The organism is Plantibacter sp. AC185, assembly GCF_979258065.1.
The window spans coordinates 396412-417999 of record NZ_OZ409831.1; the positions used below are offsets into that span (position 1 = coordinate 396412).

General features: G+C 69.3%; 22 protein-coding genes. 3 read left to right on the top strand and 19 right to left on the bottom strand.

The annotated features are described in order from the left end of the window. Positions 1-6 precede the first annotated feature (6 nt). Together ACZZZB_RS01795 and glgB are read left to right on the top strand one after the other, a co-directional pair. Entirely contained in the window at positions 7-2061 is a 2055-nt protein-coding gene (locus ACZZZB_RS01795; RefSeq protein WP_463528847.1) for an alpha-1,4-glucan--maltose-1-phosphate maltosyltransferase, read from the top strand. A gap of 65 nt (positions 2062-2126) precedes the next feature. Beyond that, the gene (gene glgB, locus ACZZZB_RS01800) at positions 2127-4349 is read left to right on the top strand and encodes a 1,4-alpha-glucan branching protein GlgB (protein ID WP_463530540.1); all 2223 of its coding nucleotides are present in this window, start codon (positions 2127-2129) and stop codon (positions 4347-4349) included. A gap of 78 nt (positions 4350-4427) precedes the next feature. Here the strand turns inward: glgB and ACZZZB_RS01805 are convergent, their stop codons facing one another. The 11 genes from ACZZZB_RS01805 to rpsB all read right to left on the bottom strand — a co-directional run bounded on the left by ACZZZB_RS01805 (position 4428) and on the right by rpsB (position 14280). After that, on the bottom strand, positions 4428-5408 hold the full coding sequence (locus tag ACZZZB_RS01805) for a tetratricopeptide repeat protein (RefSeq protein WP_463528848.1): 981 nt from the start codon (positions 5406-5408) through the stop codon (positions 4428-4430). After that, complete coding sequence (locus ACZZZB_RS01810; protein ID WP_191940891.1) at positions 5405-7270, bottom strand: hypothetical protein; 1866 nt, start codon at positions 7268-7270, stop codon at positions 5405-5407. The genes ACZZZB_RS01805 and ACZZZB_RS01810 overlap by 4 nt, the downstream gene beginning before the upstream one ends. A 118-nt stretch (positions 7271-7388) precedes the next feature. After that, positions 7389-8132, bottom strand: a complete 744-nt coding sequence (locus ACZZZB_RS01815; protein WP_463528849.1) for an alpha/beta hydrolase — start codon at positions 8130-8132, stop codon at positions 7389-7391. A 52-nt stretch (positions 8133-8184) separates the two neighbouring features. Then, the gene (locus ACZZZB_RS01820) at positions 8185-8475 is read right to left on the bottom strand and encodes a hypothetical protein (protein ID WP_071260877.1); all 291 of its coding nucleotides are present in this window, start codon (positions 8473-8475) and stop codon (positions 8185-8187) included. A 50-nt stretch (positions 8476-8525) separates the two neighbouring features. Next, the gene (locus ACZZZB_RS01825; RefSeq protein WP_079705666.1) at positions 8526-9194 is read right to left on the bottom strand and encodes an aggregation-promoting factor C-terminal-like domain-containing protein; all 669 of its coding nucleotides are present in this window, start codon (positions 9192-9194) and stop codon (positions 8526-8528) included. A 75-nt stretch (positions 9195-9269) separates the two neighbouring features. Continuing rightward, positions 9270-9827, bottom strand: coding sequence for a DivIVA domain-containing protein (locus ACZZZB_RS01830; protein WP_236555416.1), 558 nt, complete (start codon positions 9825-9827; stop codon positions 9270-9272). A 55-nt stretch (positions 9828-9882) separates the two neighbouring features. Then, on the bottom strand, positions 9883-10929 hold the full coding sequence (locus tag ACZZZB_RS01835; protein WP_229938583.1) for a phosphatidate cytidylyltransferase: 1047 nt from the start codon (positions 10927-10929) through the stop codon (positions 9883-9885). 71 nt (positions 10930-11000) lie between these two features. Then, complete coding sequence (gene frr, locus ACZZZB_RS01840) at positions 11001-11555, bottom strand: ribosome recycling factor (RefSeq protein WP_064295107.1); 555 nt, start codon at positions 11553-11555, stop codon at positions 11001-11003. Positions 11556-11627: 72 nt separating this feature from the next. Beyond that, positions 11628-12341, bottom strand: a complete 714-nt coding sequence (gene pyrH, locus ACZZZB_RS01845; protein ID WP_056006822.1) for a UMP kinase — start codon at positions 12339-12341, stop codon at positions 11628-11630. Positions 12342-12510: 169 nt separating this feature from the next. Then, positions 12511-13338 (bottom strand): translation elongation factor Ts, encoded by an 828-nt coding sequence (gene tsf / locus ACZZZB_RS01850; protein ID WP_064295106.1) that lies wholly within the window; start codon positions 13336-13338, stop codon positions 12511-12513. A gap of 18 nt (positions 13339-13356) precedes the next feature. Beyond that, complete coding sequence (rpsB, locus tag ACZZZB_RS01855) at positions 13357-14280, bottom strand: 30S ribosomal protein S2 (protein ID WP_064295105.1); 924 nt, start codon at positions 14278-14280, stop codon at positions 13357-13359. A gap of 313 nt (positions 14281-14593) precedes the next feature. Here rpsB and ACZZZB_RS01860 point away from each other — a divergent pair, with 313 nt between their 5' ends. Beyond that, complete coding sequence (locus tag ACZZZB_RS01860) at positions 14594-15118, top strand: murein hydrolase activator EnvC family protein (RefSeq protein ID WP_229938584.1); 525 nt, start codon at positions 14594-14596, stop codon at positions 15116-15118. Here ACZZZB_RS01860 and ACZZZB_RS01865 read toward each other — a convergent pair. The 8 genes from ACZZZB_RS01865 to rplS form a co-directional block, all read right to left on the bottom strand. Further along, positions 15091-16020 carry a tyrosine recombinase XerC gene (locus ACZZZB_RS01865; RefSeq protein WP_071260881.1) on the bottom strand — a complete coding sequence of 310 codons (930 nt, stop codon included), beginning with the start codon at positions 16018-16020 and terminating at the stop codon, positions 15091-15093. The genes ACZZZB_RS01860 and ACZZZB_RS01865 overlap by 28 nt on opposite strands. 57 nt (positions 16021-16077) lie before the next feature. After that, the gene (gene dprA, locus ACZZZB_RS01870; protein ID WP_463528850.1) at positions 16078-17418 is read right to left on the bottom strand and encodes a DNA-processing protein DprA; all 1341 of its coding nucleotides are present in this window, start codon (positions 17416-17418) and stop codon (positions 16078-16080) included. Beyond that, entirely contained in the window at positions 17415-18944 is a 1530-nt protein-coding gene (locus tag ACZZZB_RS01875; RefSeq protein ID WP_463528851.1) for a YifB family Mg chelatase-like AAA ATPase, read from the bottom strand. The genes dprA and ACZZZB_RS01875 overlap by 4 nt, the downstream gene beginning before the upstream one ends. Then, the gene (locus ACZZZB_RS01880) at positions 18944-19300 is read right to left on the bottom strand and encodes a YraN family protein (RefSeq protein ID WP_463528852.1); all 357 of its coding nucleotides are present in this window, start codon (positions 19298-19300) and stop codon (positions 18944-18946) included. The genes ACZZZB_RS01875 and ACZZZB_RS01880 overlap by 1 nt, the downstream gene beginning before the upstream one ends. A gap of 122 nt (positions 19301-19422) precedes the next feature. Then, positions 19423-19746, bottom strand: a complete 324-nt coding sequence (locus ACZZZB_RS01885) for a DUF2469 domain-containing protein (RefSeq protein ID WP_071260887.1) — start codon at positions 19744-19746, stop codon at positions 19423-19425. 12 nt (positions 19747-19758) lie between these two features. Further along, positions 19759-20403 (bottom strand): ribonuclease HII, encoded by a 645-nt coding sequence (locus tag ACZZZB_RS01890; protein WP_463528853.1) that lies wholly within the window; start codon positions 20401-20403, stop codon positions 19759-19761. Continuing rightward, complete coding sequence (gene lepB, locus ACZZZB_RS01895; protein ID WP_064296320.1) at positions 20403-21152, bottom strand: signal peptidase I; 750 nt, start codon at positions 21150-21152, stop codon at positions 20403-20405. Before lepB ends, ACZZZB_RS01890 begins: the two co-directional genes overlap by 1 nt. A gap of 76 nt (positions 21153-21228) precedes the next feature. Further along, a complete protein-coding gene (gene rplS, locus ACZZZB_RS01900) occupies positions 21229-21576 on the bottom strand; it encodes a 50S ribosomal protein L19 (protein WP_056006851.1) in 348 nt (115 codons plus the stop codon). Positions 21577-21588 lie beyond the last annotated feature (12 nt).

Genomic DNA, 21588 nt, shown 5'->3' on the forward strand with positions numbered 1-21588 from the left:
CGCACTATGCCGAAGTCAGTACCGCAGTCCTCCACCGTCGACGACGCCGTACCGGTGTCGCTCACGCTGTCCCCGAGCATCGGGCGCATCCCGATCCTGGATCCGACCCCCTCGGTCGAAGGTGGCCGCTGGCCGGCCAAGGCGTTCGCTGGCGAGGTGGTGCCGTTCGGCGCGACCGCGTTCCGCGAAGGACACGACCTCATCGGCGTCGAGCTCCTGCTGACCGATCCGCGCGGGAAGACGGTCGCGCATCGGATGGCTCCGGGCGCCCCGGGCACCGACCGCTTCGAGGTCGAGGTCCAACTCGCGACGGAGGGCTCCTGGCGGTACCAGGTCCGCGCCTTCGCCGACGAGTTCTCGACCTGGGAGCACAACGCGCGGGTCAAGATCGAGGCCGGCGTCGACGTCGAGCTCATGTACCTCATCGGCGCGGAACTCCTCGAGCGCGCCGCGACGGACAAGCTCCGCCCGGCGAAGGACCGCCGCTTCCTCATCGCCGCCGCCAAGCTCCTCCGAGACACCGACGCCGAGCCGGAAGCCCGGTTCGCGGTGCTCGACGACCCCGAACTCCTGGCCATCGCCGACCGCCGGCCGTTCGCCGGTCTCGCGAGCACGAGCGACGAGCGCGTGGTCCGCGTCGAGCGCACCCGGGCCGGCGTCGGTTCCTGGTACGAGTTCTTCCCGCGGTCCGAGGGTGCCGAGCGGAACCCGGACGGCTCCTGGACGTCGGGCACCTTCCGCAGCGCAGCCGGTCGGTTGCCGGCCGTCGCCGCGATGGGGTTCGACGTCCTCTACCTGCCGCCCATCCACCCCATCGGCGTGACGTTCCGCAAGGGACCGAACAACACCCTCACGCCCGGCGAGCACGACCCGGGCTCCCCCTGGGCGATCGGTGGTGCCGCGGGCGGTCATGACGCGATCCATCCCGACCTCGGCACGGAGAAGGACTTCGTCGCGTTCGTCCGCCAGGCGAAGAAGGTCGGCCTGGAGGTCGCCCTCGATCTCGCCCTCCAGGCATCGCCGGACCACCCCTGGGTGACCGAGCACCCCGAGTGGTTCACGACCCTCCCCGACGGCACGATCGCGTACGCCGAGAACCCGCCGAAGAAGTACCAGGACATCTACCCGGTCAACTTCGACAACGACCCCGAGGGCATCCGGGCCGAGGTGTTGCGCATCGTCCGCCACTGGATCTCGCTCGGCGTGCGCATCTTCCGCGTCGACAACCCCCACACCAAGCCGCTCGACTTCTGGGAGTGGTTGCTCGCGACCGTCAACCGGACAGACCCCGACGTCGTGTTCCTCGCGGAGGCCTTCACCCGTCCGGCCCTGCTGCAGGGTCTGGCGAAGGTCGGGTTCCAGCAGAGCTACACCTACTTCACCTGGCGCAACACGAAGGAGGAGCTCGAGGAGTTCCTCGGCGCGGCAGCGACCGAGACCGCCGACTTCCTCCGGCCCAACCTGTTCGTCAACACGCCGGACATCCTCACCGAATACCTCCAGTTCGGTGGCCGGGCGGCGTACAAGGTGCGTGCGGCGATCGCCGCGACCGCCGCTCCGACGTGGGGGGTCTACGCCGGGTACGAGCTCATCGAGAACGTCGCCCGTCCCGGAGCCGAGGAGAACATCGACAGCGAGAAGTTCGAGTACCGTCCGCGGGACTGGGCCGCTGCGGAAGCCGCCGGCACCTCGCTGTCCCCGTACCTCACCTTGCTCAACCAGATCCGGCGTGCGCATCCCGCCCTCCGGCAGTTGCGCAACATCAGCTTCCACTGGAGCGACGACGACCAGATCCTCGTCTTCAGCAAGCATCTCGACCAGCGGTTCACCGGCACCGGTGAGCACGACACCCTGCTCGTCGTCGCCAACCTCGATCCGCACTCGGTCCGACAGACCATGGTGCACCTCGACCAGACCGTGTTCGGTGGTGTCCCGGGCGGCAGCTTCGACGTCACGGACCTCGTCACGGGAGCCGAGTGGATCTGGTCCGACAGCAACTTCGTGCGACTCGACGCCTTCACCGAGCCCGTGCACATCCTGAGCGTGAGGATCCGACCATGACGACCAGCCCTGTGACCCCAGACGGAGCCGCTGCACCGAAGCGCTCCGGCCGTCGAGCCGCACCGATGCCGGTCGACGCCACACCGGCGCCCCGGGAGCTCCCGCTCCCCTCCGTCGAGGACTGGATCCTCGACGCCGTCGCGGAGGGCCGCTACCACGATCCGCATGAGATCCTCGGCCAGCACCTGGTCGACCTCGGCGGGGTGAGCGACCCCCTCGTGGTCGTCCGCGCCAGACGCCCGCTGGCCGAGCAGGTGACGGCGGTGCTCGCCAACGGTGCGCGCGTGGAGCTCGCGCACGTCCGCGCAGGCATCTGGCAGGGCTTCCACGTCGACGGCATCATCGACTACACCCTCGACGCCCGCTACAGCGACGGGTCGATCTGGAACGCCGACGACCCGTACCGGTTCGCGCCGTCGATCGGTGAACTCGACCTGCACCTCATCGGCGAGGGTCGCCACGAACGGCTCTGGGACGCCCTGGGCGCACACGTCACCGAGCTGCGTGGGGTCACCGAGTCGGTCGCCGGCACCGCGTTCGCCGTCTGGGCACCTCACGCACGTGCGGTCCGGGTCATCGGCGATCTCAACTCCTGGGACGGCACGGCGCACGCCATGCGCAACATGGGTGCGACGGGTGTCTGGGAGCTGTTCATCCCCACCATCGGCGCCGGCGAGCTGTACCGCTTCGAGATCCTGACCCAGCACGGCGACTGGGTCCGTCGGTCCGACCCGATGGCCCGGTTCACCGAGCGCTCCCCCGCCACCGCATCCGTGACCGGTGTCAGCGACTATCGCTGGACGGACGAGGCGTGGCTCGATCGGCGGGCCGCGAGCGATCCGCACAACGGACCCATGAGCGTCTACGAGCTGCACGTCGGTTCCTGGCGTCCCGGGCTCGGCTACCGGAACCTCGCGGACCAGCTCATCGAGTACATCGCTGAGCTCGGCTACACGCACGTCGAGTTCATGCCACTCGCCGAGCACCCCTTCGGCGGCTCCTGGGGCTACCAGGTCACCGGCTACTACGCGCCGACGAGCCGCTTCGGTTCGAGCGACGACCTCAAGTACCTGATCGACCGTCTCCACGGCGCGGGGATCGGCGTCCTCATGGACTGGGTGCCCGGCCACTTCCCCAAGGACGAGTGGGCCCTCGCGAACTTCGACGGTCAGCCCCTCTACGAGCACCCCGACCCGCGACGCGGCGAACAGCCGGACTGGGGCACCCTCGTCTTCGACTTCGGGCAACCCCAGGTCAAGAACTTCCTCGTGGCCAACGCCCTCTACTGGCTCGAGGAGTTCCACGTCGACGGCCTGCGCGTCGACGCCGTCGCCTCGATGCTGTACCTCGACTACTCGCGGAAGGACGGCGAGTGGCTGCCGAACGTCCACGGCGGGCGCGAGAACCTCGAGGCGATCAGTCTCCTCCAGGAGGCGAACGCGACGGCCTATCGACGGAACCCCGGCATCGTGATGATCGCCGAGGAGTCGACGAGTTGGCCCGGCGTCACCGCGCCGACGAGCGAGGGCGGACTCGGGTTCGGCCTGAAGTGGAACATGGGCTGGATGCACGATTCGCTCCAGTACATCGAACACGACCCGCTCTACCGGTCACACCACCACGGCGAGATCACCTTCTCGATGGTCTACGCCTTCAGCGAGAGCTTCCTCCTGCCGATCAGCCACGACGAGGTCGTCCACGGCAAGGGGTCCCTCCTCGCGAAGATGCCCGGGGACCACTGGCAGCAACTCGCGAACATGCGGGCCTACCTCGCCTTCATGTGGGCCCACCCCGGCAAGCAGTTGCTCTTCATGGGCCAGGAGTTCGGTCAGCCCTCCGAATGGTCGGAGGAACGCGGGCTGGACTGGTGGATCCTGGACCAGCCGAGCCACCGGGCACTGCTCGGCCTCGTGTCCCGACTCAACGCCGTGTACACGGAGCACCCGGCCCTCTGGGCCCTCGACCACGACGCCGCCGGCTTCGAATGGCTCGATGCTGGGGACGCGCAGAACAGCGTGCTCTCCTTCCTGCGCTGGGACGACGACGGCAACGTGATCGCCGCGCTCGTCAACTTCTCCGGCGCCCCCGTCGGCCCGTACCGGGTCGGTCTGCCCCGCGCGGGTCGGTGGGAGGAACTGCTCAACACCGACGCCGTGGAGTACGGCGGATCCGGCGTGGGCAACTACGGATCGATCGAGGCGTCGGCGTCACCGTGGGCGGGACGCCCGGCTTCCGCCGAGCTCACGCTCCCTCCGCTCGGCATGATCTGGCTCAAGCACGTCGGCTGACCAGGCTTCCGCGGCACCCGGATGCACGACGAAGGCCCGCCTCCCGAGGGAGGCGGGCCTTCGTCGTGCATCGGTCGGTCAGTAGAGCAGGCCGGTCAACCGGGCCCTGGCCTTCATGACGCGCGGATCGGTGACGCCGGCGACCTGGAACAGCTCGAGCAGGCGCGTCCGGACGGTGTCCTTGCCCGACTGGTCGAGGTCGGGGAACAGCGTCAGCAGACGGTCGAAGGCGTCCTCGAGGTGCCCTCCGGAGAGGTCGAGGTCGGCGACGGTCAGCTGGGCGTCGAGATCGTCGGGAGCGGCGGCCGCTCGTCCGCGGATCTCATCGAGGGTCTTCCCCGTGAGGCGGTGCAGCAGACGGACCTGGGCGAGGCCGGCCACAGCCATGTCGTCCTTCGGGTTCTGCGCGATGGCCTTCTCGTACGCGGCGATGGCCGTCGGGTAGTCGGCGCGCTCGATGGCCTCGTAGGCCTCGGCGTGGAGGGGCGGCAGCGGCTCCTCCACGGGCTCGGCGGGAGCTGCGGCGTCGCCATCGGCGACGACGGCCCGACCGGAGACCCCGTTCTGCTCGGCCAGCTGCAGCAGCTGCTCGATGACATCGCGCACCTGCGACTCCGGGATCGCGCCGTTGAACATCGGCACCGGGCGTCCGCCCACGACGGCGACGACCATCGGGATCGACTGCGCCTGGAAGGCCTGGGAGAGCTGCGGGTTCGCGTCGACGTCCACCTTGGCGAGCACGAAGCGACCCGCGTATTCGGCGGCGAGGCGCTCGAGCACCGGCGAGAGCTGCTTGCACGGTCCGCACCATTTGGCCCAGAGGTCGATGACGACGGGCACCACGGAGGACAGCTCGACGACCTGACCGAACCCGTCGTCCGTCGCGTCGAAGACCAGTGACGGGACCTGCACGGTCTGGCCGGTCGTCGCACCGGGAGTCTCCGCAGGTGCGCCCGGTTGGTTCGGTGTGGCAGCAGGCGGCGTCTGGTGGCGACGCGCGAGGCCGGAGAGGTCGACGGCGCCGCGCAGGTGTGCTGCGCTCGGCTCCGCGGCACTCACGGGAGCTCCGATGCGGCGATGAGGGTCTGGGTGAATCCGAGCAAGGTGATCTTCTCTCCGGAGTTGACGGCTGGCACGTAGAACAGGAGCTGGTCGCCGTAGGTGGCCTGCGTCCCCTTCGCGCTCTCGGTGATCCCGGAGAGAGCGGCGACCGCACCCGAAGGTTTCACGGTAGCACCGGCTGTGACGACGGAGACCACCTCCCCCTCCTGCACGTTGACGGCGACGATCGCACCGGAGTCGTTGGTCGCCAGCGCGACGTTCGGGCCGGTACCGGCGGCCGCCGAGAAGGCGATACTCGCCGTGGTGGGGAGGCTCGCGGCCTTCGTGGCGCGGTCCGCGGCGACCTGCGTGCGGAAGACGTCGCCATCGGCGTTGAACAGGCCGGCGAAGGTGCTCGCATCGCCGTTCGTGATGATGTCGGCGTACGCCGCGGCGATCTCCTCCGGCGGCATGACGAGCAGCTTGGAGTCCGGCGGGACGCTCGCGGCACCGATGGTCGCGGGCGCGACGTTCTCGAGTCGGGCGCCCTCGAGGAGCTTCTCCGCGTAGACGACCTGGTAGTTCGACCGCGGGTCCTGCTGGGTCATCACGAGGACCGTCGGCGACACCGTCTCGTCGGCCTTGTCCTGGATCGCGGTCATGACCGTCCGTGGCCAGGCGTCTGTCGCCTGAGGCAGGGTGAGCGTAACGGGCGAGGCGGGGATGGGGGTCGCTCCGGCGGCGTCGGCCACCTTCGAGCGGAGGGCGTAGTTCGCGGTGCGCTCCTCGAGCGCCGGCCCGGAGAATCGGACGGCCGCAGCGGTGCCGTCGAGCGCAGCATCGGCCTCGGACGCCGCCGTCGAGATCCGCGACACGATCCGTTCGACCTGTGGCACGGTGACGACGGGCGCCGCGAAGTCCTGGTCCTGGCTGTCGGCCGGCAGGTCCGTCGCGGTGACGGTGGGCGTCGGTGACGACGCTCCGATGGTCGGCCAGTAGTCCTGGGAGCAGCCGCTCAGGCCGAGCGTGCCGATGAGGACGAGCGGGACGCCCACGACGAGGGAGCGGCGGAGCGGGGAGCGCTTCGTCTTGCCGGCCCCGAGTTCACGGGGGCGGCGCGGCTTCGGTTGTCTCGACATCTTCGTGATGCCCTTCTGTCCTTGTCCCGGACCCTTGCGACGCGGGCCTCGCGAGCGACGCATGCGCTGGATCCCAGAGAGGTAGAGCACGATGCCGGCGAGGAGCACGAGGATGCCACCGGCGATCAGCGGACCTGCCCACGGGGTGGCGTTGTCGAGTGGCCAGGAGAGGCGGAGGGAATCCGGAGCAGCGGCCGAGCCGTCGGTCGCGATGAGCACGTCGATGTCCTTCGGCAGGTTCATCGTCGCGATGACCGCGCCCGCTTCGTCGTACTCACCGAGCCAGAGGTCGGATCCGCGCGGGTCCGGGCCCTTCTCGGAGGTGGTGGTGTCGTCGGTGGCCTCGGGGGCCGGCGTCGCCGACGGCTCGGGACTCGGGGTCGCCCCGTCGTCGTCGGTGGCGTCCGCCTCGGCGGTGACGGTCGTGGTCGTCAGGGCGGTGCCAGCACTGTTGACGCCGACGCGGCTGTACGGCTCGTCGCCGAGCCAGGCCGTGATGTCTTCGGAGCGCCCGTAGCTCATGAACACCTGCGTGTCGCCGCCCGCGCCCGCCACGATGGACTGCGCTCCCGGCTGCGACTGCAGCACGCTCCCGGGGATGACGATGAACCGGTCACCGCTGTCGACCGTCGTGGACAGGCTGAAGGTGCCGGGCGAGAGGAACACGGTCCGTTGCGCGATTCCCGTCACGATCATGACGGCTGCCACGACGAACGCGGCGATGGCGAGAACGAAACGCACGGATTACTCTCCTCTGGCGTCGGAGCGACGCGGGTGATCCTGCGTCCGACGGGATCCGGCGGGTCGGGCCGGCAGGAGACGCAGGTGGTTCAGGCTATCGGAAATGACTGGGAGGCGGCTAGACGGCCGCTGGGAGGCCAGGGGCCGGCCAGTGGGTCGGGAGCGGCAGCGCCTCGGGACGCACTGCAGCGACGATCTCGGTGAGCACGCGTCGGGTCTGGCTCTCCCCCACCCACAGGTGCTTGGCACCGTCCACCGGGACGAGGGTGGCACCGGGGAGCACGCCGAACCGTTCCGCCGCTTCCGCTGGTCGGAGGTAGTCGTCGAACTCGGGCACGAGGACGACCATCGGCCGGTCGTCGCCGGCCCAGGCCCGGAGCTCGTCCTCCGTCGTGCGGTGCAGCGGCGGAGAGAGGAGGATCACGCCGTCGACGGCCGGGTCGCGCCCGTACTTCAAGGCCAGCTCGGTCCCGAACGACCATCCGACGATCCACGGATGCGGAAGCCCGCGCTCGGCCACGAACGCCAGCGCGGCCTCGACATCGGCCCGCTCGCCGACGCCGCCGTCGAACGCGCCGTCGCTCGTCCCTCGAGGAGACGAGGTGCCGCGGGTGTTGAAGCGGAGCACGGCGATCCCCGCGAGCGCAGGCAGGCGCGCCGCGGCCTTGCGGAGCACATGGGAGTCCATGAACCCGCCGGCGGTCGGCAGCGGGTGGAGCGTCACCAGGGTCGCGACGATCTCGCCGTCGGCCGGCACCGCGAGCTCACCGACGAGGGTCAGGCCGTCGGCCGTGTGCAGCTCGATCTCCTCGCGGACGGCGGGGAGCTCGGCGCCACCACGGATCTCGATGGTGTCGGTCATGAGTGGGTCCTCCGGGGCAGTGTGGTCGGGTCGTTTCGCGGCGTGCGGGCGTTCACCGGATCCGCCAGCAGTGGGAGTGCCAGTGCCGCCGGGCAGCGATGTCGGCCTGGTCGCCCAGGACCCCGTCAGCGCGCCACGTCACCACATGGGCGGTGCCGGGCGGGATGGACTGTCCGCATCCAGGACACACATAGGTCTTCTGCGCACTGGAACCGCTGACGGGCTGGACGAACCAGGATCCGTCTCGATGGTCCTCGGTGCGTTTCCACCCCGCCATCAGCCGTTCGAGACCGTTACCCTCGTCGTCGCCGGGCCGTGGCCGGTGGCGGTGGTGTCGGGGCATGGGTCAAGTCTAGGCTCAGCCTCCACGACCGTGTCGGGAGGCGGTTCCGGTCAGTACCAGCCGTTGGACTCCGAGTGGGCCCACGCGCCACACGGCGTGCTGTACCGACTCGTGATGTATCCGAGACCCCAGGTGATCTGCGTCGCGGGGTTGGTCGCCCAGTCGGCTCCGGCCGAGGCCATCTTGGAGCCGGGAAGCGCCTGCGGGATGCCCGTGGCGCCGGAGCTGGCGTTGTAGGCGTACACGTTCCAACCCGACTCACGGTTCCACAGGGAGACGAGACAGCTGTACTCGCCCTCGCCCCAGCCGTTGGCCATGACCATGTCGTAGGCGATGGCCTGAGCCGTACCCGGGTCGGGCGTGCCTGCCGCGGGAGCGCTGCCCGTGGACGAGGAACCGCCGCCGGTCGCGGCCGGCGTCGCCACGGGAGGCGGCGGGGGCGGAGCGACGACCTCGTAGCTGTCGCGGGCGAAGGTGTACTGGTAGTTCGAGCTTGCGACGACAGACTGCGCGGCGTTGCCACCGAACTGCGCCTGCTTCTCCGCATAGGAGGATGCCACGACGCTCGAGGTCGGGTCGACCATCGTCACGGCGACGAAGCCGAACGCAGCCGTCGCCGCGAAGATCCCGAGGACCTTCTTGCCGCGAGAGCGCGGCCGACGGTAGGGCTGAACAGCCTTACCGGTGTTCGGCTGGGCTGATGGTTTCCACGGGGTCACGTCAGTTGAGTCTTGAGGCACGATGCATCGATGGTAGCCGAGAATGCCTGATCAGGCCACCTGGTCGCCCGACGCTCAGCGAACCGCCAGCATGACGTCCACGACGCTGTCGAGCAGTGCGTCGACCTGGGACTCGCGGTAACCGGCCCATTCGTTGCGGAACACGGCCGTGCGGACGCGGTCGACGTTGAGCGGCGTCCCGTCGTGGAAGTAGGCGACGAGGCGATCCGCGAGGGCGTCCACGTCCTTCCGGCTGTAGCCGCGGGCGAGCAGGCTCACGCGCTGGAACCGCTGCCCCTCCGGCCTCGTCAGCCGGTTGAGGATGACCTGCGCGGTGCCGCGGGCGTCGCGCAGCCATTCCTTGGCGCCGCGCTCCTCGACCGACCGCTCCCGCTCGCGGAGCGAGAAGGCGTCCTCGAGTCGCTCGAGCGCCGCGTCGACATGCTCGGTGCTGTAGCCACCCCGGACGAGCCGGAACGCCACGTGCCGGATGTCCTCCGCGCTCAGGATCGCATCGGCGTCGGCGTCGGTGTCCTGCCCGTAGGCGGCGCGAGCGCGGTCGAGGAACTCGTCGACCTCGGCCGGATCGTAGCCACGCTTCGAACGTTTTGCGGTGGGGAAGATCGTGCTCACCGGACCATTCTCCCCCATGAGGGGCTGATCGGGCGAAATCGGACCGAGCCGGGACTCAGACCGCGAGTCCGCCGAACAGGAGGTAGACCACGTAGGCGACGACCGCCGACGGCAGGATCGAGTCCAGGCGGTCGAGGAATCCCCCGTGCCCGGGCAGCCACGAGCTCATGTCCTTCACGCCGATGTCGCGCTTGATGAGCGACTCCGCGAGGTCGCCGACCGTGGCACTGCCGAGGAGCAGCAGACCGAGCAGGACACCGACCCACCACGGGACACCGAGCATGAGGATCGCGAGCAGCACGCCGGCCACGACCGAGACGACCCCCGCCCCGGCGAAGCCCTCCCAGGTCTTGTTCGGGCTGATCACCGGCGCCATCTTGTGCTTGCCGAACGACAGGCCGCTCACATAAGCGCCGACGTCGACGCAGATCACGAGGATCAGGAACGCCAGCGTCCACCATTCGCCCTCGGGCTGGGCGACCAGGAACACGGCGAAGGAGGCGAGGAAGGGGACGTAGACCTGGATGAACGTCCCGGACGCGAGGTCGCGGACGAGCGTGGGAAGGTCGGTCCGCTTGGAGGCGGTGGCCTGCTCGGCGACGCGCCAGACGATGACCAGCAGGATGCCGAGCAGGACGACGGACCATCGCCAGACGTCGTGGAGGAAGAACGCCGCCGGCTGCATCGCGACGGCCGAGATGACGGTCGGGATCGCCGGCACCCGGCGCCCGGTCTGCTCGAGGGCCTTCCGCAGCTCCAGCGTGGCGAACGCCACCACGGCCGAGGCCAGGACGACGAAGATCACCTTGAAGATGATCAGGCTCACGAGCATGATGCCGCCCGCGGCCACCCCGATGAGGATGGCGTTCACGAGGTTGCGGCCGACCCGCGCCTCGATGCGTTCGTTCGTCGCGTCGAACTGCGCCTTCGTCGCCTGGACCTGCCGTTCGATGTCGGCGCGTTTGGCGTCGACCTGCCGCTCGAACTTCGCGCGGCGGTCCTTCAGCTGGGAACGCAATTCCTGCGAACCCGACTTGCCGGACCGGCCGGGTTCGGGCTTCGACGGATCGCTCGATCGCCCGGGAGCGACATCGTCTTCCACAGGTACCTCCAGCGGGCGTGCCGTCGGTCGAGGGACCGGTCGGCGAACGGAATCAGCGGTGGGACAGCGGCTCAGATGGAGAGCAGCTCGGTCTCCTTGGCCTTCAGCGCGGCGTCGACGGCGTCGATGTGCGACTTCGTGACGGCCTCGAGTTCCTTCTCGCCGCGTGCGACGTCGTCATCGCCGACCTCGCTCTTGAGTGCCTCGAGGTCATCCTTGCCCTTGCGACGGATGTTGCGGATCGAGACCTTCGCGTCTTCACCCTTGCCGCGGACGATCTTGACGTATTCCTTGCGACGCTCAGCGGTCAGTTCGGGCATGGTGACCCGGATGACGGTGCCGTCGTTCGTCGGGTTGGCGCCGAGGTTCGGGATGTCGCGGATCGCCTGCTCGATGTCGCGCAGTGCGGACTTGTCGTAGGGCGTCACGACGATCGTGCGAGCTTCCTGGTTCTGCAGGGAGGCGAGCTGCGCCAGCGGCGTCGGCGTGCCGTAGTAGCTCACCAGGACCTTCTGGAACAGCTGGGGGTTGGCGCGACCCGTACGCACCGTGGCGAAGTCATCCTTCGCGGCCTCGACGGCCTTCGACATCCGGGTACCAACATCCGAGAGGACATCCGCGATCACGAGCACTCCTTTGATTGCATTACTGGGTTCAGTCTAGTCGGGCGGCGGGCCTCGGCCTGGCCGCCCTGCCGCCTAGGCGGAGGTGACGAGGGTGCCGATCGCGGCACCGCGGATGGCCGCCGTGACGTTGCCGGCTGGCTCCATGCCGAAGACGCGCATCGGCATGCCGTTGTCCATGCAGAGGCTGAAGGCCGTCGAGTCGACGACCTTGAGGCCGCGCTGGAGCGCCTCCTGATAGGAGATGGTGTCGATCTTCGTCGCCGTCGGGTCGACGCGGGGGTCGGCGGTGTAGACACCGTCGACGCCGTTCTTGGCGACGAGGACCTCGACGGCTCCGATCTCGAGCGCGCGCTGTGCCGAGACGGTGTCGGTCGAGAAGTACGGGAGTCCGGCGCCCGCTCCGAAGATGACGACGCGACCCTTCTCGAGGTGTCGCTCGGCGCGGAGCGGGATGTAGGGCTCGGCGACCTGCGTCATGGCGATGGCGGACTGCACGCGCGTGGCGGCGCCGGCCTGTTCCAGGAAGTCCTGCAGCGCCAGGGCGTTCATGACCGTTCCGAGCATGCCCATGTAGTCGGCTCGGCCGCGGTCCATGCCGCGCTGGCTGAGCTCGGCTCCGCGGAAGAAGTTGCCGCCTCCGACGACCACTGCGACCTCGACCTCGGCGGTCGCCTCAGCGATCTCGCGGGCGATCGACCCGACCACGTCGGGGTTGACGCCCAACTGGCCGCCTCCGAACGCCTCACCTGACAGCTTGAGCAGTACCCTGCGCTTCTTCTCCGGCATCCGCCTGTCCTTCCTCGTCCCTCACACAACTTAGCGTCAGGAGCCGCCCGCTGTCCGCGACAGCCGTCGACTCGCTGGCTGGATCGTCACCGATCCCACGTGCACGGGTATGGCCGCGCACGCAAAGGGGTCCGGATCGCCACTGGCGATCCGGACCCCGTCACAACTGCTACGCGCCGACCTTGAAGCGGGCGAACCCGGTCACGGTGAGGCCCGCGTCAGCGAGCACCTTCTGCACGGACAGCTTGTTGTCCTTGGCGTAGTCCTGCTCGAGGAGCGCGACCTGCTTGAAGTACGAGGTCACGCGGCCCTCGACGATCTTCGGCAGTGCAGCCTCGGGCTTGCCCTCGTTCTTCGAGATCTCGGTGACGATCTCGCGCTCCTTCTCGACCTCGTCGGCCGGGACGTCGTCGCGGCTGAGGTAGGACGGGTTGGCGAACGAGATGTGCTGCGCGATGCTGCGAGCCGTCTCCGCGTCGTCGCCCGTGTAGCCGACGACCACGCCGACCTGCGCGGGCAGGTCCTTGTTGGTCTTGTGGAGGTAGACGGCGAAGTGCTCACCGTGCACCACCGCGAGGCGGCGGAGCTCGAACTTCTCACCGATGATCGCAGCGGAGTCCGCGATGACCTCGGCGACGGTCTTGCCGTCGGCCGGGGCCGCGTTCCCCTCTTCGACGGTGGTCGCGCCGGCGGCGACGACCGCGTCGAGGACGAGGTCGGCCAGGGCGAGGAACTTCTCACCCTTCGCGACGAAGTCGGTCTCGCAGGCGAGCTCGATGAGCGTGGCGGTGTCGCCGTTCTCCTTCGCGGCGACGAGGCCCTCGCTCGTGGAGCGGTCGGCACGCTTCGCGTTGCCCTTCGCACCCTTGAGACGCAGGATCTCGGTCGCCTTCTCGACGTCGCCATCGGCTTCGACGAGAGCGTTCTTGGTGTCGACCATGCCGGTGCCGAGCTGCTCGCGCAGCACCTTCAGGTCAGCGAGAGAAAAGTTGGCCATTGCTGGTGTCCTCCTTGATTACTTCTCGTCGGCGACGACGGCGGCAGCTGCGCCCTCGGCGTCGGCGGCGGACTCGGTTGCAGCGACCTCGACGTCTTCGACAGCCGGAGCTGCCTCGACGGCGTCGGTTGCGGCGATCGCCTCATCGGCGACCTTCTCGGTCTCGGCGGAACCCTGCTCGCCGCCCTGGAGCAGCTCCTGCTCCCACTCGGCGAGCGGCTCGGCCGGGGCGTCGCCCTCGGTCGGCTTCTGGTGGCGCTGGATGAGACCCTCGGCGGCGGCGTCGGCGATGATGCGCGTCAGCAGGCCGACGGAACGGATCGCGTCGTCGTTACCCGGGATCGGGTAGGTGACCTCGTCGGGGTCGCAGTTGGTGTCGAGGATGCCGATGACCGGGATGCCGAGCTTGCGCGCCTCGTCGATCGCGAGGTGCTCCTTCTTGGTGTCGACGACCCAGAGCGCCGACGGCGTCTTCGAGAGGTTGCGGATACCACCGAGCGACTTGTGGAGCTTGTCCAGCTCGCGCTTCTTGATGAGGAGTTCCTTCTTGGTGAAGCCGCTCTTGGAGGCGTCTTCGAAGTCGAGCTCCTCGAGCTCCTTCATGCGGGCGAGTCGCTTCGACACCGTCTGGAAGTTGGTGAGGAGGCCACCGAGCCAACGCTGGTTGACGTAGGGCTGGCCGACGCGCGTCGCCTGCTCGGCGATGACTTCCTGCGCCTGCTTCTTCGTGCCGACGAAGAGGATGGTGCCGCCGTGGGCGACCGTCTCCTTGACGAAGTCGAAGGCCTGGTCGATGTAGCCGAGCGACTGCTGCAGGTCGATGATGTAGATGCCGGAACGCTCGGTGAAGATGAAGCGCTTCATCTTCGGGTTCCAACGGCGGGTCTGGTGCCCGAAGTGCACGCCGCTGTCGAGCAGCTGGCGGATGGTTACGACGGCCATGAGCCGTTCTCCTGTTCTGCGCTCGCCACCGCACCGCTGACGCGGACGGGTGGGAGTGCCTCGGTTGTCTGACGGACCGGATGGCCTCGTCCCTGGTGCCCGGCGCACGTCCGCCACGCTCCGGAGAGCGAGGACCGATTGGAAGTGGTGGCCGAAATGGCACGCGTAGTCACCCCGACGAGCGAGGTGCTCCGTTCAGCATAGCATCAGGCCACCGTGATGACGGCGCTCCACAGGCCGTCCGACCAGGTCCGTCTCCCCGCTCCGAGGCGCCCACCCGCCCTCGCTCTCCCGAGCCCGTCAGGCTCGGATCATGATGACCTCGATCGCCAGTTGGTTCCTCATCTCCTGCCTGGTGCTCCTCGCACCCGTGAGCACGTCTGGGGCGGCGCCGGCCTGGAGCTGGCCGATCGCTCCCCCGCACGTCGTCACCGAGCCGTTCGTCGCGCCGCCCGACCCGTACAGCGCCGGCCACCGGGGTATCGACATCGCGGCATCGCCCGGTCAGCCGGTGGCCGCAGCAGCCGCCGGCGTCGTGACGTTCAGCGGGACGGTGGTCGACCGCCCACTCGTCGTGATCCGGCACGACGACGGACACCTCTCGAGCATCGAGCCGGTGGTGGGTTCGGTCGACGTCGGTAGCCGCGTGACCCGCGGGGCACCGATCGGGACGGTCGGCGTCGGCGGACACTGCGCCGACGGCTGCGTGCACTTCGGGGTGCGGCTCGACGGCGTCTACGTCAATCCGATGCTGCTGATCGGCGAGGTGCCACCGGCCGTCCTGCTCCCACTGACCACGACGGCGGGGGCTCAGGCCCGCGGGTGGGCGTTGCGGTAGCTCTCCTTGATGCGTTCGACGGAGACGTGCGTGTAGATCTGCGTCGTCGCGAGACTCGCGTGGCCGAGGAGTTCCTGGACCGCGCGGAGGTCCGCTCCCCCGTCGAGCAGGTGCGTCGCGGCGGTGTGCCGCAGGGCGTGAGGCCCTGCCGGACCACCACCGGGCACGGCGTCGAGGAGCCGGGCGACGAGCGTGTAGACGGAGCGTGGGCCGAGCCGTCCTCCGCGTGCGCCGAGGAAGAGGGCTGCGCCGGGCGTCGGTCCGCGGTCGTTCGCGGCTGCACGGGCGACCAGCTGCGGGCGGGCGCTCGTGAGGTAGTCGACGATCGCCGACTGAGCGGGGACGCCGAACGGCACGACCCGCTCCTTGTCGCCTTTGCCCGTGACACGGACGGTGAGCCGGTCGAGGTCGAGGTCGTCCCGGTCGAGTCCGCACAGCTCGGACACGCGGAGGGCCGAGGCGTAGAGCAGTTCGACGACGGCGAGGTCGCGGAGGGCGTTCGGCTCACCCGATGCGGCGCGGTCCTCGAGCCCCGCGAGGAGGTCGTCGAACGGGCCCCGGCCGACGACGCGTGGCAGGGTCCGACCCGTCTTCGGACTCCGGAGACGTGCCGCGACGTCCGAATCGACCCTGCCGGTGCGCAGGAGCCAGGCGCTCCAGGCCTTGGCCGTGGCGGTGCGTCGCGCGAGCGTCGCCTTGGACGAGCCGGCCTCGGAAGCGGCCCAGAGCCAGTCGCGGAGGAGGTCCAGCGTCACGCCGTCGACGAGCTCGACGTCGCGTCCGGTGGCGAAGTCGGCGAGCTGCCGGAGATCGGAGGCGTAGGCGCGAACGGTCTGCGGCGACAGCCGACGCTCGGAAGCGAGGTGCTCCGAGAACCCGTCGATGCTGCTCCAGATGTCCACGTGGACAGCATGCCCCACGCGTCCGACGCCGTGGCCTTCCCCCGCCGACCGATCACCTCACGCCCGTCCCCCGACGAGCACCCACCCTCGTTCGCGTTCCTCGACGGCCCCGGCGAGATCGAGCGCACCGAGCACGCCGCTGACCTCGCGAGGACTCAGCCCACTCGCTTTCGCAAGCGCCTCGACGGTGCGCGGCGAGCGGGCACTCATCACATCACGGACCCGGCGTTCCTCTGGCGAGGCGAACGCCTGCGCGTCCGCGTCGACCGCGGTCCATCCGGCGAGTTCCGCCATCTGCTCGGCGTTCGTCACGCAGGTGGCGGCGTACTCACGGATCAGGCGGTGACAGCCCGCCGACGACGGACTCGTGACCGGGCCGGGCACGGCTCCGAGCGGACGCCCGAGGGACGCAGCGTGACCCGCCGTGTTGATCGACCCGGAGCGGTCGCCGGCCTCCATGACCACTGTCGCAGCCGAGGCTGCGGCGATGAGTCGGTTCCGCTGCAGAAATCGCCATTTGGACGGTGTGGACCCGCACGGTGATTCGCTGATGACGGCTCCACCGGCTTCGCGGATCCGCCGGATGAGCGCATCGTGACCGGCCGGGTACGGCCGATCGACCCCGCCTGCGAGGTAGGCCACGGTGACGCCCCCGCTCCCGAGGGCGGCTCGGTGCGCCGCGCCGTCGATGCCGTACGCGGCACCCGACACGATCGCGAAGCCCCGATCGACGAGCCCGGCCGCCGCCTCGAGGGTGACGTGCTCGCCGTAACCGGACGCGGCCCGGGCCCCGACCAACGCGATGGCGCGTTCTCCCGCAGGGACGTCGGGTGAACCACGCAGCCAGAGGGCGTGCGGCGCGTGCACACCGAGGTGGTCGAACCCCGCATGCCAGCCCGGAGCGCCTGGCAGGAGTAGTCGGACGCCGACCTCGATGGCCACCTCGCATGCGGCGACGAGGTCAGCCGAGACGAGACGGGGGCGCCAGCGTTCCAGCGCACTTCCGAGCACGCGGGAGGCGGGCATCGCGGCGGGATCCTCGGACTCGGCATCGGCCGACGTCGAGCCTGAGCCTCTCGACCACTCGCTGCCGAGGATACGGCGCTGCAGTTCGGTCGGCCCCACCCGTTCCAGAACCGCTGACAGTGCGCCAGCAGGGCCGAGCGCACCGACCACGAGCCCGGCCACGCCATCGCCCGGTTCGGCGATCATCGTCCAGGCCGCCCGAGCGAACGCCGCCCGGATCCCGGCGGTGCCGACGTTGTCGTCGGCGTCCGAGACGCGCTCGGCACCTCCATCTGCGCGAGGACGGCCCGCGGCCTCGAACGGCTCCAGGCCGCCGAGTCCGCGGACGAGGCGCTCGACCAACTCGCGGTCCAAGCCGAACCACGCACTCATGAGATGCCCTTCCGCAGGAAGAGGGCGCGCCCCAAGTGCTCGGCTGTGGGGCTGTCGGCGCCGTCGAGGTCGGCGAGCGTCCAGCTCAATCGGAGGATCCGGTCGTAGCCGCGCATGGTGATGCCTCCCCGCTCGAGGCAGCGGTCCAACGCGCTGGTGACGGATCTGGGCAGCCGCATCCGCGGGCTCCTGAGCCAGGTGCCGCTCGCCTGTGCGTTCGTGGTCCAGCCGGTGCCGGCCAACCGCTCGGCACTCGCGGCTCGCACCGCTTCGACGCGGGAACGGGCCTCAGCGGTGGAGACCCCACCCTCCTGCGAGAGACTCGTCAGTGCCGAGGTGATCCGGTGCACCCGCACGCGGATGTCGATCCGGTCGAGGAGCGGCCCCGAGATCCGCCCGAGATAGCGTCGACGGGCCTGCGGTGGACAGGTGCAGACGCCGTCCGCCGTGCCGTACTGACCGCAGGGGCAGGGGTTCGCGGCGAGGACGAGTTGGAAGGCGGCCGGGAACGTCGCGCTGCCGTGCGCACGATGCACGGTGATCACGCCGGCTTCGAGTGGCTGACGCAGCGAGTCGAGGACGTCGGCGCGGAACTCCGGTGCTTCATCGAGGAAGAGCACGCCGTGCGCCGCGCGCGCGGCTGCCCCAGGCCGGATCTGGCGCGAACCGCCACCGATGATCGCCGCCGCCGAGGACGAGTGGTGCGGGCTCTCCCATGGTGGTCTTCGGGCGAGCGCGCCGTCCGGCGGCAGACCGATGAGCGAGCGGAGGCAGCTGACCTCGACCGCTGCCTCGGGCTCGAGGTCGGGAAGGATCTCGGGGAGCCGGGCGGCCAGCATGGTCTTGCCGGCACCGGGAGGTCCGACCATCATGACGTGGTGCCCGCCGGCAGCCGCAGCGACCATCGCGTCGACCGCGTCCGGTTGTCCGACCACGTCCGCGAGATCGAGCGGGTCGGGCATGGGCAGCCGATCGACCCGCTGTCGGACGGGTTCGAGGTCGATCGCGGAGAGTTCTGCACCGTGCCAGATGGCCGCATCACGCAGCGAGGTCGCCCCGATCACCGTGACGCCGGGCACGAGCTGCGCCTCCTCGACGTTTGCTGTCGGCACCATCACCGCGTCGTAACCGGCGCGGGCGACGGCGAGGACGGCCGGCAGCACGCCGACGAGCGGACGGAGCCGACCGTCGAGCCCGAGCTCACCGAGGTGGACGACCCGCTCGGCGGACTCCCGGCGGACGAGGCCGCCCACGGCGAGACAGGCGATCGCCATGGAGAGGTCGAAGGCGCTCCCCTGCTTGGGCAGCGACGCGGGAGACAGGTTGATCGTGAGCTTGCCACCGGGCAGCTCGCAGCCGGAGTTCGCCGTCGCACTCTTGATGCGGTGTGCGGCCTCACCGAGCGACTTGTCGGGAAGCCCGACGATCGCCATTCCCGGTACGGTCGCGGCGGCTGACGCCTCGACCTCCACGATCGCGCCCGTGAGGCCGGCGAGCGCGACCGACCAGGTGCGTGCGACGGCCATCAGGAGACTCCCCGCAGGTGCTGGAGTCGCATGTCCCCATCGGAGGGCAGCACGATGCCGACGACGTCGACGCGCATCCGCCTCGAGCGCGGTCGGTGCTCAGCGCACCAGGCTCCGGCGAGGCGACCGATCCGGGCCAGCTTGCTCGGCGTGACCGCCTCCGCGGGATCGCCGAAGCCGACGCCGGAACGGGTCTTCACCTCGACGAAGACCAGCGTGCCATCGTCGTCCGCGACGAGGTCGAGTTCACCCTGCGGGCATCGCCAATTGCGGTCGAGGATGCGGTATCCGCACGCCTCGAGATGATCCGCCGCCACCTGCTCGCCGCGTCGGCCGAGCTCGTCCTTCCGTGCCATGTGCACCTCCTGGCATCCAGCCAAGCGTGCAGACGAGGCTCGTTACCCGGAGGTGGGTCTGTCGTCGACGAGCGCGCGGCGAGGCGTGCCTGTGGAGCGCTGTCGGTCGCGGGAACCGAGCCCTACTCGTCGAGCGTGAGTTCCTTCGGGAGCTCGAAGTCACGCGAGGACAACTGCTCGACGTTGACGTCCTTGAACGTGAGCACTCGAACGCTCTTGACGAACCGGTCGGACCGGTAGACGTCCCACACCCACACGTCGGTCATGGAGAGTTCGAAGTAGAAGTCGTTCGCCGTGTCGCGTCGCACGAGGTCGACCTCGTTGGCGAGGTAGAACCGGCGCTCGGTCTCGATCACGTACTTGAACTGCCCCACGACATCGCGATACTCGCGGTAGAGGGCCAGTTCGACCTCGCGGTCGTAGTCTTCGAACTCGTCTTCGTCCATGGTCTCTCCAGTCTACGTGTAGGCGGGCAGCCAGCTGCTCCGGTGGTGGAGGGTCAGGCCGTGCTCGGAGAGGGCCGACAGATGCTGCGCCGAGCCGTATCCCTTGTTGCCCTCCCACCCGTACTCCGGCAGTGCCTCGTGCAACTCGATCATCAGTCGGTCGCGGTGCACCTTGGCGAGTACGGACGCCGCGGCGACCGAGGCGCAGTCCCGATCCGCTTTGACCCTCGTGGCGATCGTGAGCGGTCGCTGGAGCGCCCGGCTCAGCCAGTCGCTGTTGCCGTCGAGCAGGACGGTCGATCCCGTGACGTCCGCGCCGACGGCGTGCAGTTCGAGCAGTGCCCGACGGCCGGCGAGTCCGAGACACGCGGTGATGCCGAGCTCGTCGACCTCCGCGGGACTCGCGAGTCCGACGGCCCCGTACAACACCCACTCGCGGGCCAACGGTTCCAGGCGGGTCCTCGCTCGCTCGCTCAACAGCTTCGAGTCGCGGAGTCCCTCAGGGAACGGCCCGCACGCCGGGGCGACGACCGCAGCGCCGACGGCCACCGGACCGGCGATGGCTCCGCGACCCACCTCGTCCATGCCGATGACCGACGGGACACCCGCAGCGAATAGTTCGTGCTCGACCTCGAGGGTCGGTTCGCTGACGGCCATCACTCCTCTTCTGGGGCGGGGATGCCCTGGAAGACGGACGGGTAGTTGTCGAGCCAGGCCCAGTTGCTGGACGGCCAGGTGATGACGAACGCACGCCCCACGACGTTGTCGATCGGGACGAAGCCCCCACCGGGGGTGTCGCCGTTGTACCGGGAGTCCTTCGAGTTGTACCGGTTGTCACCCATGACCCAGAGCGAGCCCTCCGGGACGACGATGTCGAACGGGTCTCCGGACACCTTCTCGGTGCCTGCCGGAAGCTTCACGTACGGTTCGTTCAGCGGAACACCGTTGACCGTCATCTGCCCGAGCGGGTTGCAGCATGACACGTGGTCGCCCGGCAGGCCGATGACGCGTTTGATGAGGTGGTCGTCACTGTCGGGAGCGACGAGGCCGAAGATCGACAGCACCCATTCGACGGCTGCGGTGACGGGAGGCTGCGGAGCCTCGACCGTCTGCGGGAGCCAGCCGCCCGGATCCTGGAAGACGACCACGTCGCCTCGATTCAGCGAGACCACGTCGGGGACGAGCTCGTTCACCAGGATGCGGTCCTGGATCTGCAGCGTGTTCTCCATCGACCCGGACGGGATGTAGAACGACCGCACGAGGAAGGTCTTGATGAGGAAGGAGACCAGCAGCGCGACCACGAAGATGATGAGGAGGTCGCGAAGGAAGAGCAGCGCTCCGCGTTTGCCGCGGGGGCGCTGCTGGTGGTCGGGCGACGCGTCTGCCGCCAGGGAATTGTCTGTCATTTAACCGCCTGAGCTCCCCACCAGCTTATCCGGTGGGGAGCTCAGGAATGATCGCGGAGGGCGACCGGGAGGACGACTAGTTGTCGCGCTTCTCCTTGATCTTCGCCTTCTTGCCACGGAGCTCGCGGAGGTAGTACAGCTTCGCGCGACGGACGTCACCGCGGGTGACGACCTCGATGTGGTCGATGTTCGGGGAGTGGACCGGGAAGGTGCGCTCGACGCCGACCTGGTAGCTCACCTTGCGGACCGTGAAGGTCTCGCGGACACCCTCGTTGGAGCGGCCGATGACGACACCCTGGAAGACCTGGATACGGGACTTGTTGCCCTCGATGATGTTCACGTGCACCTTGACGTTGTCGCCGGCGCGGAAGTCGGGGATGTCCGACTTGAGGGATGCTGCATCGACTGAGTCGAGAATGTGCATGATGATTCCATC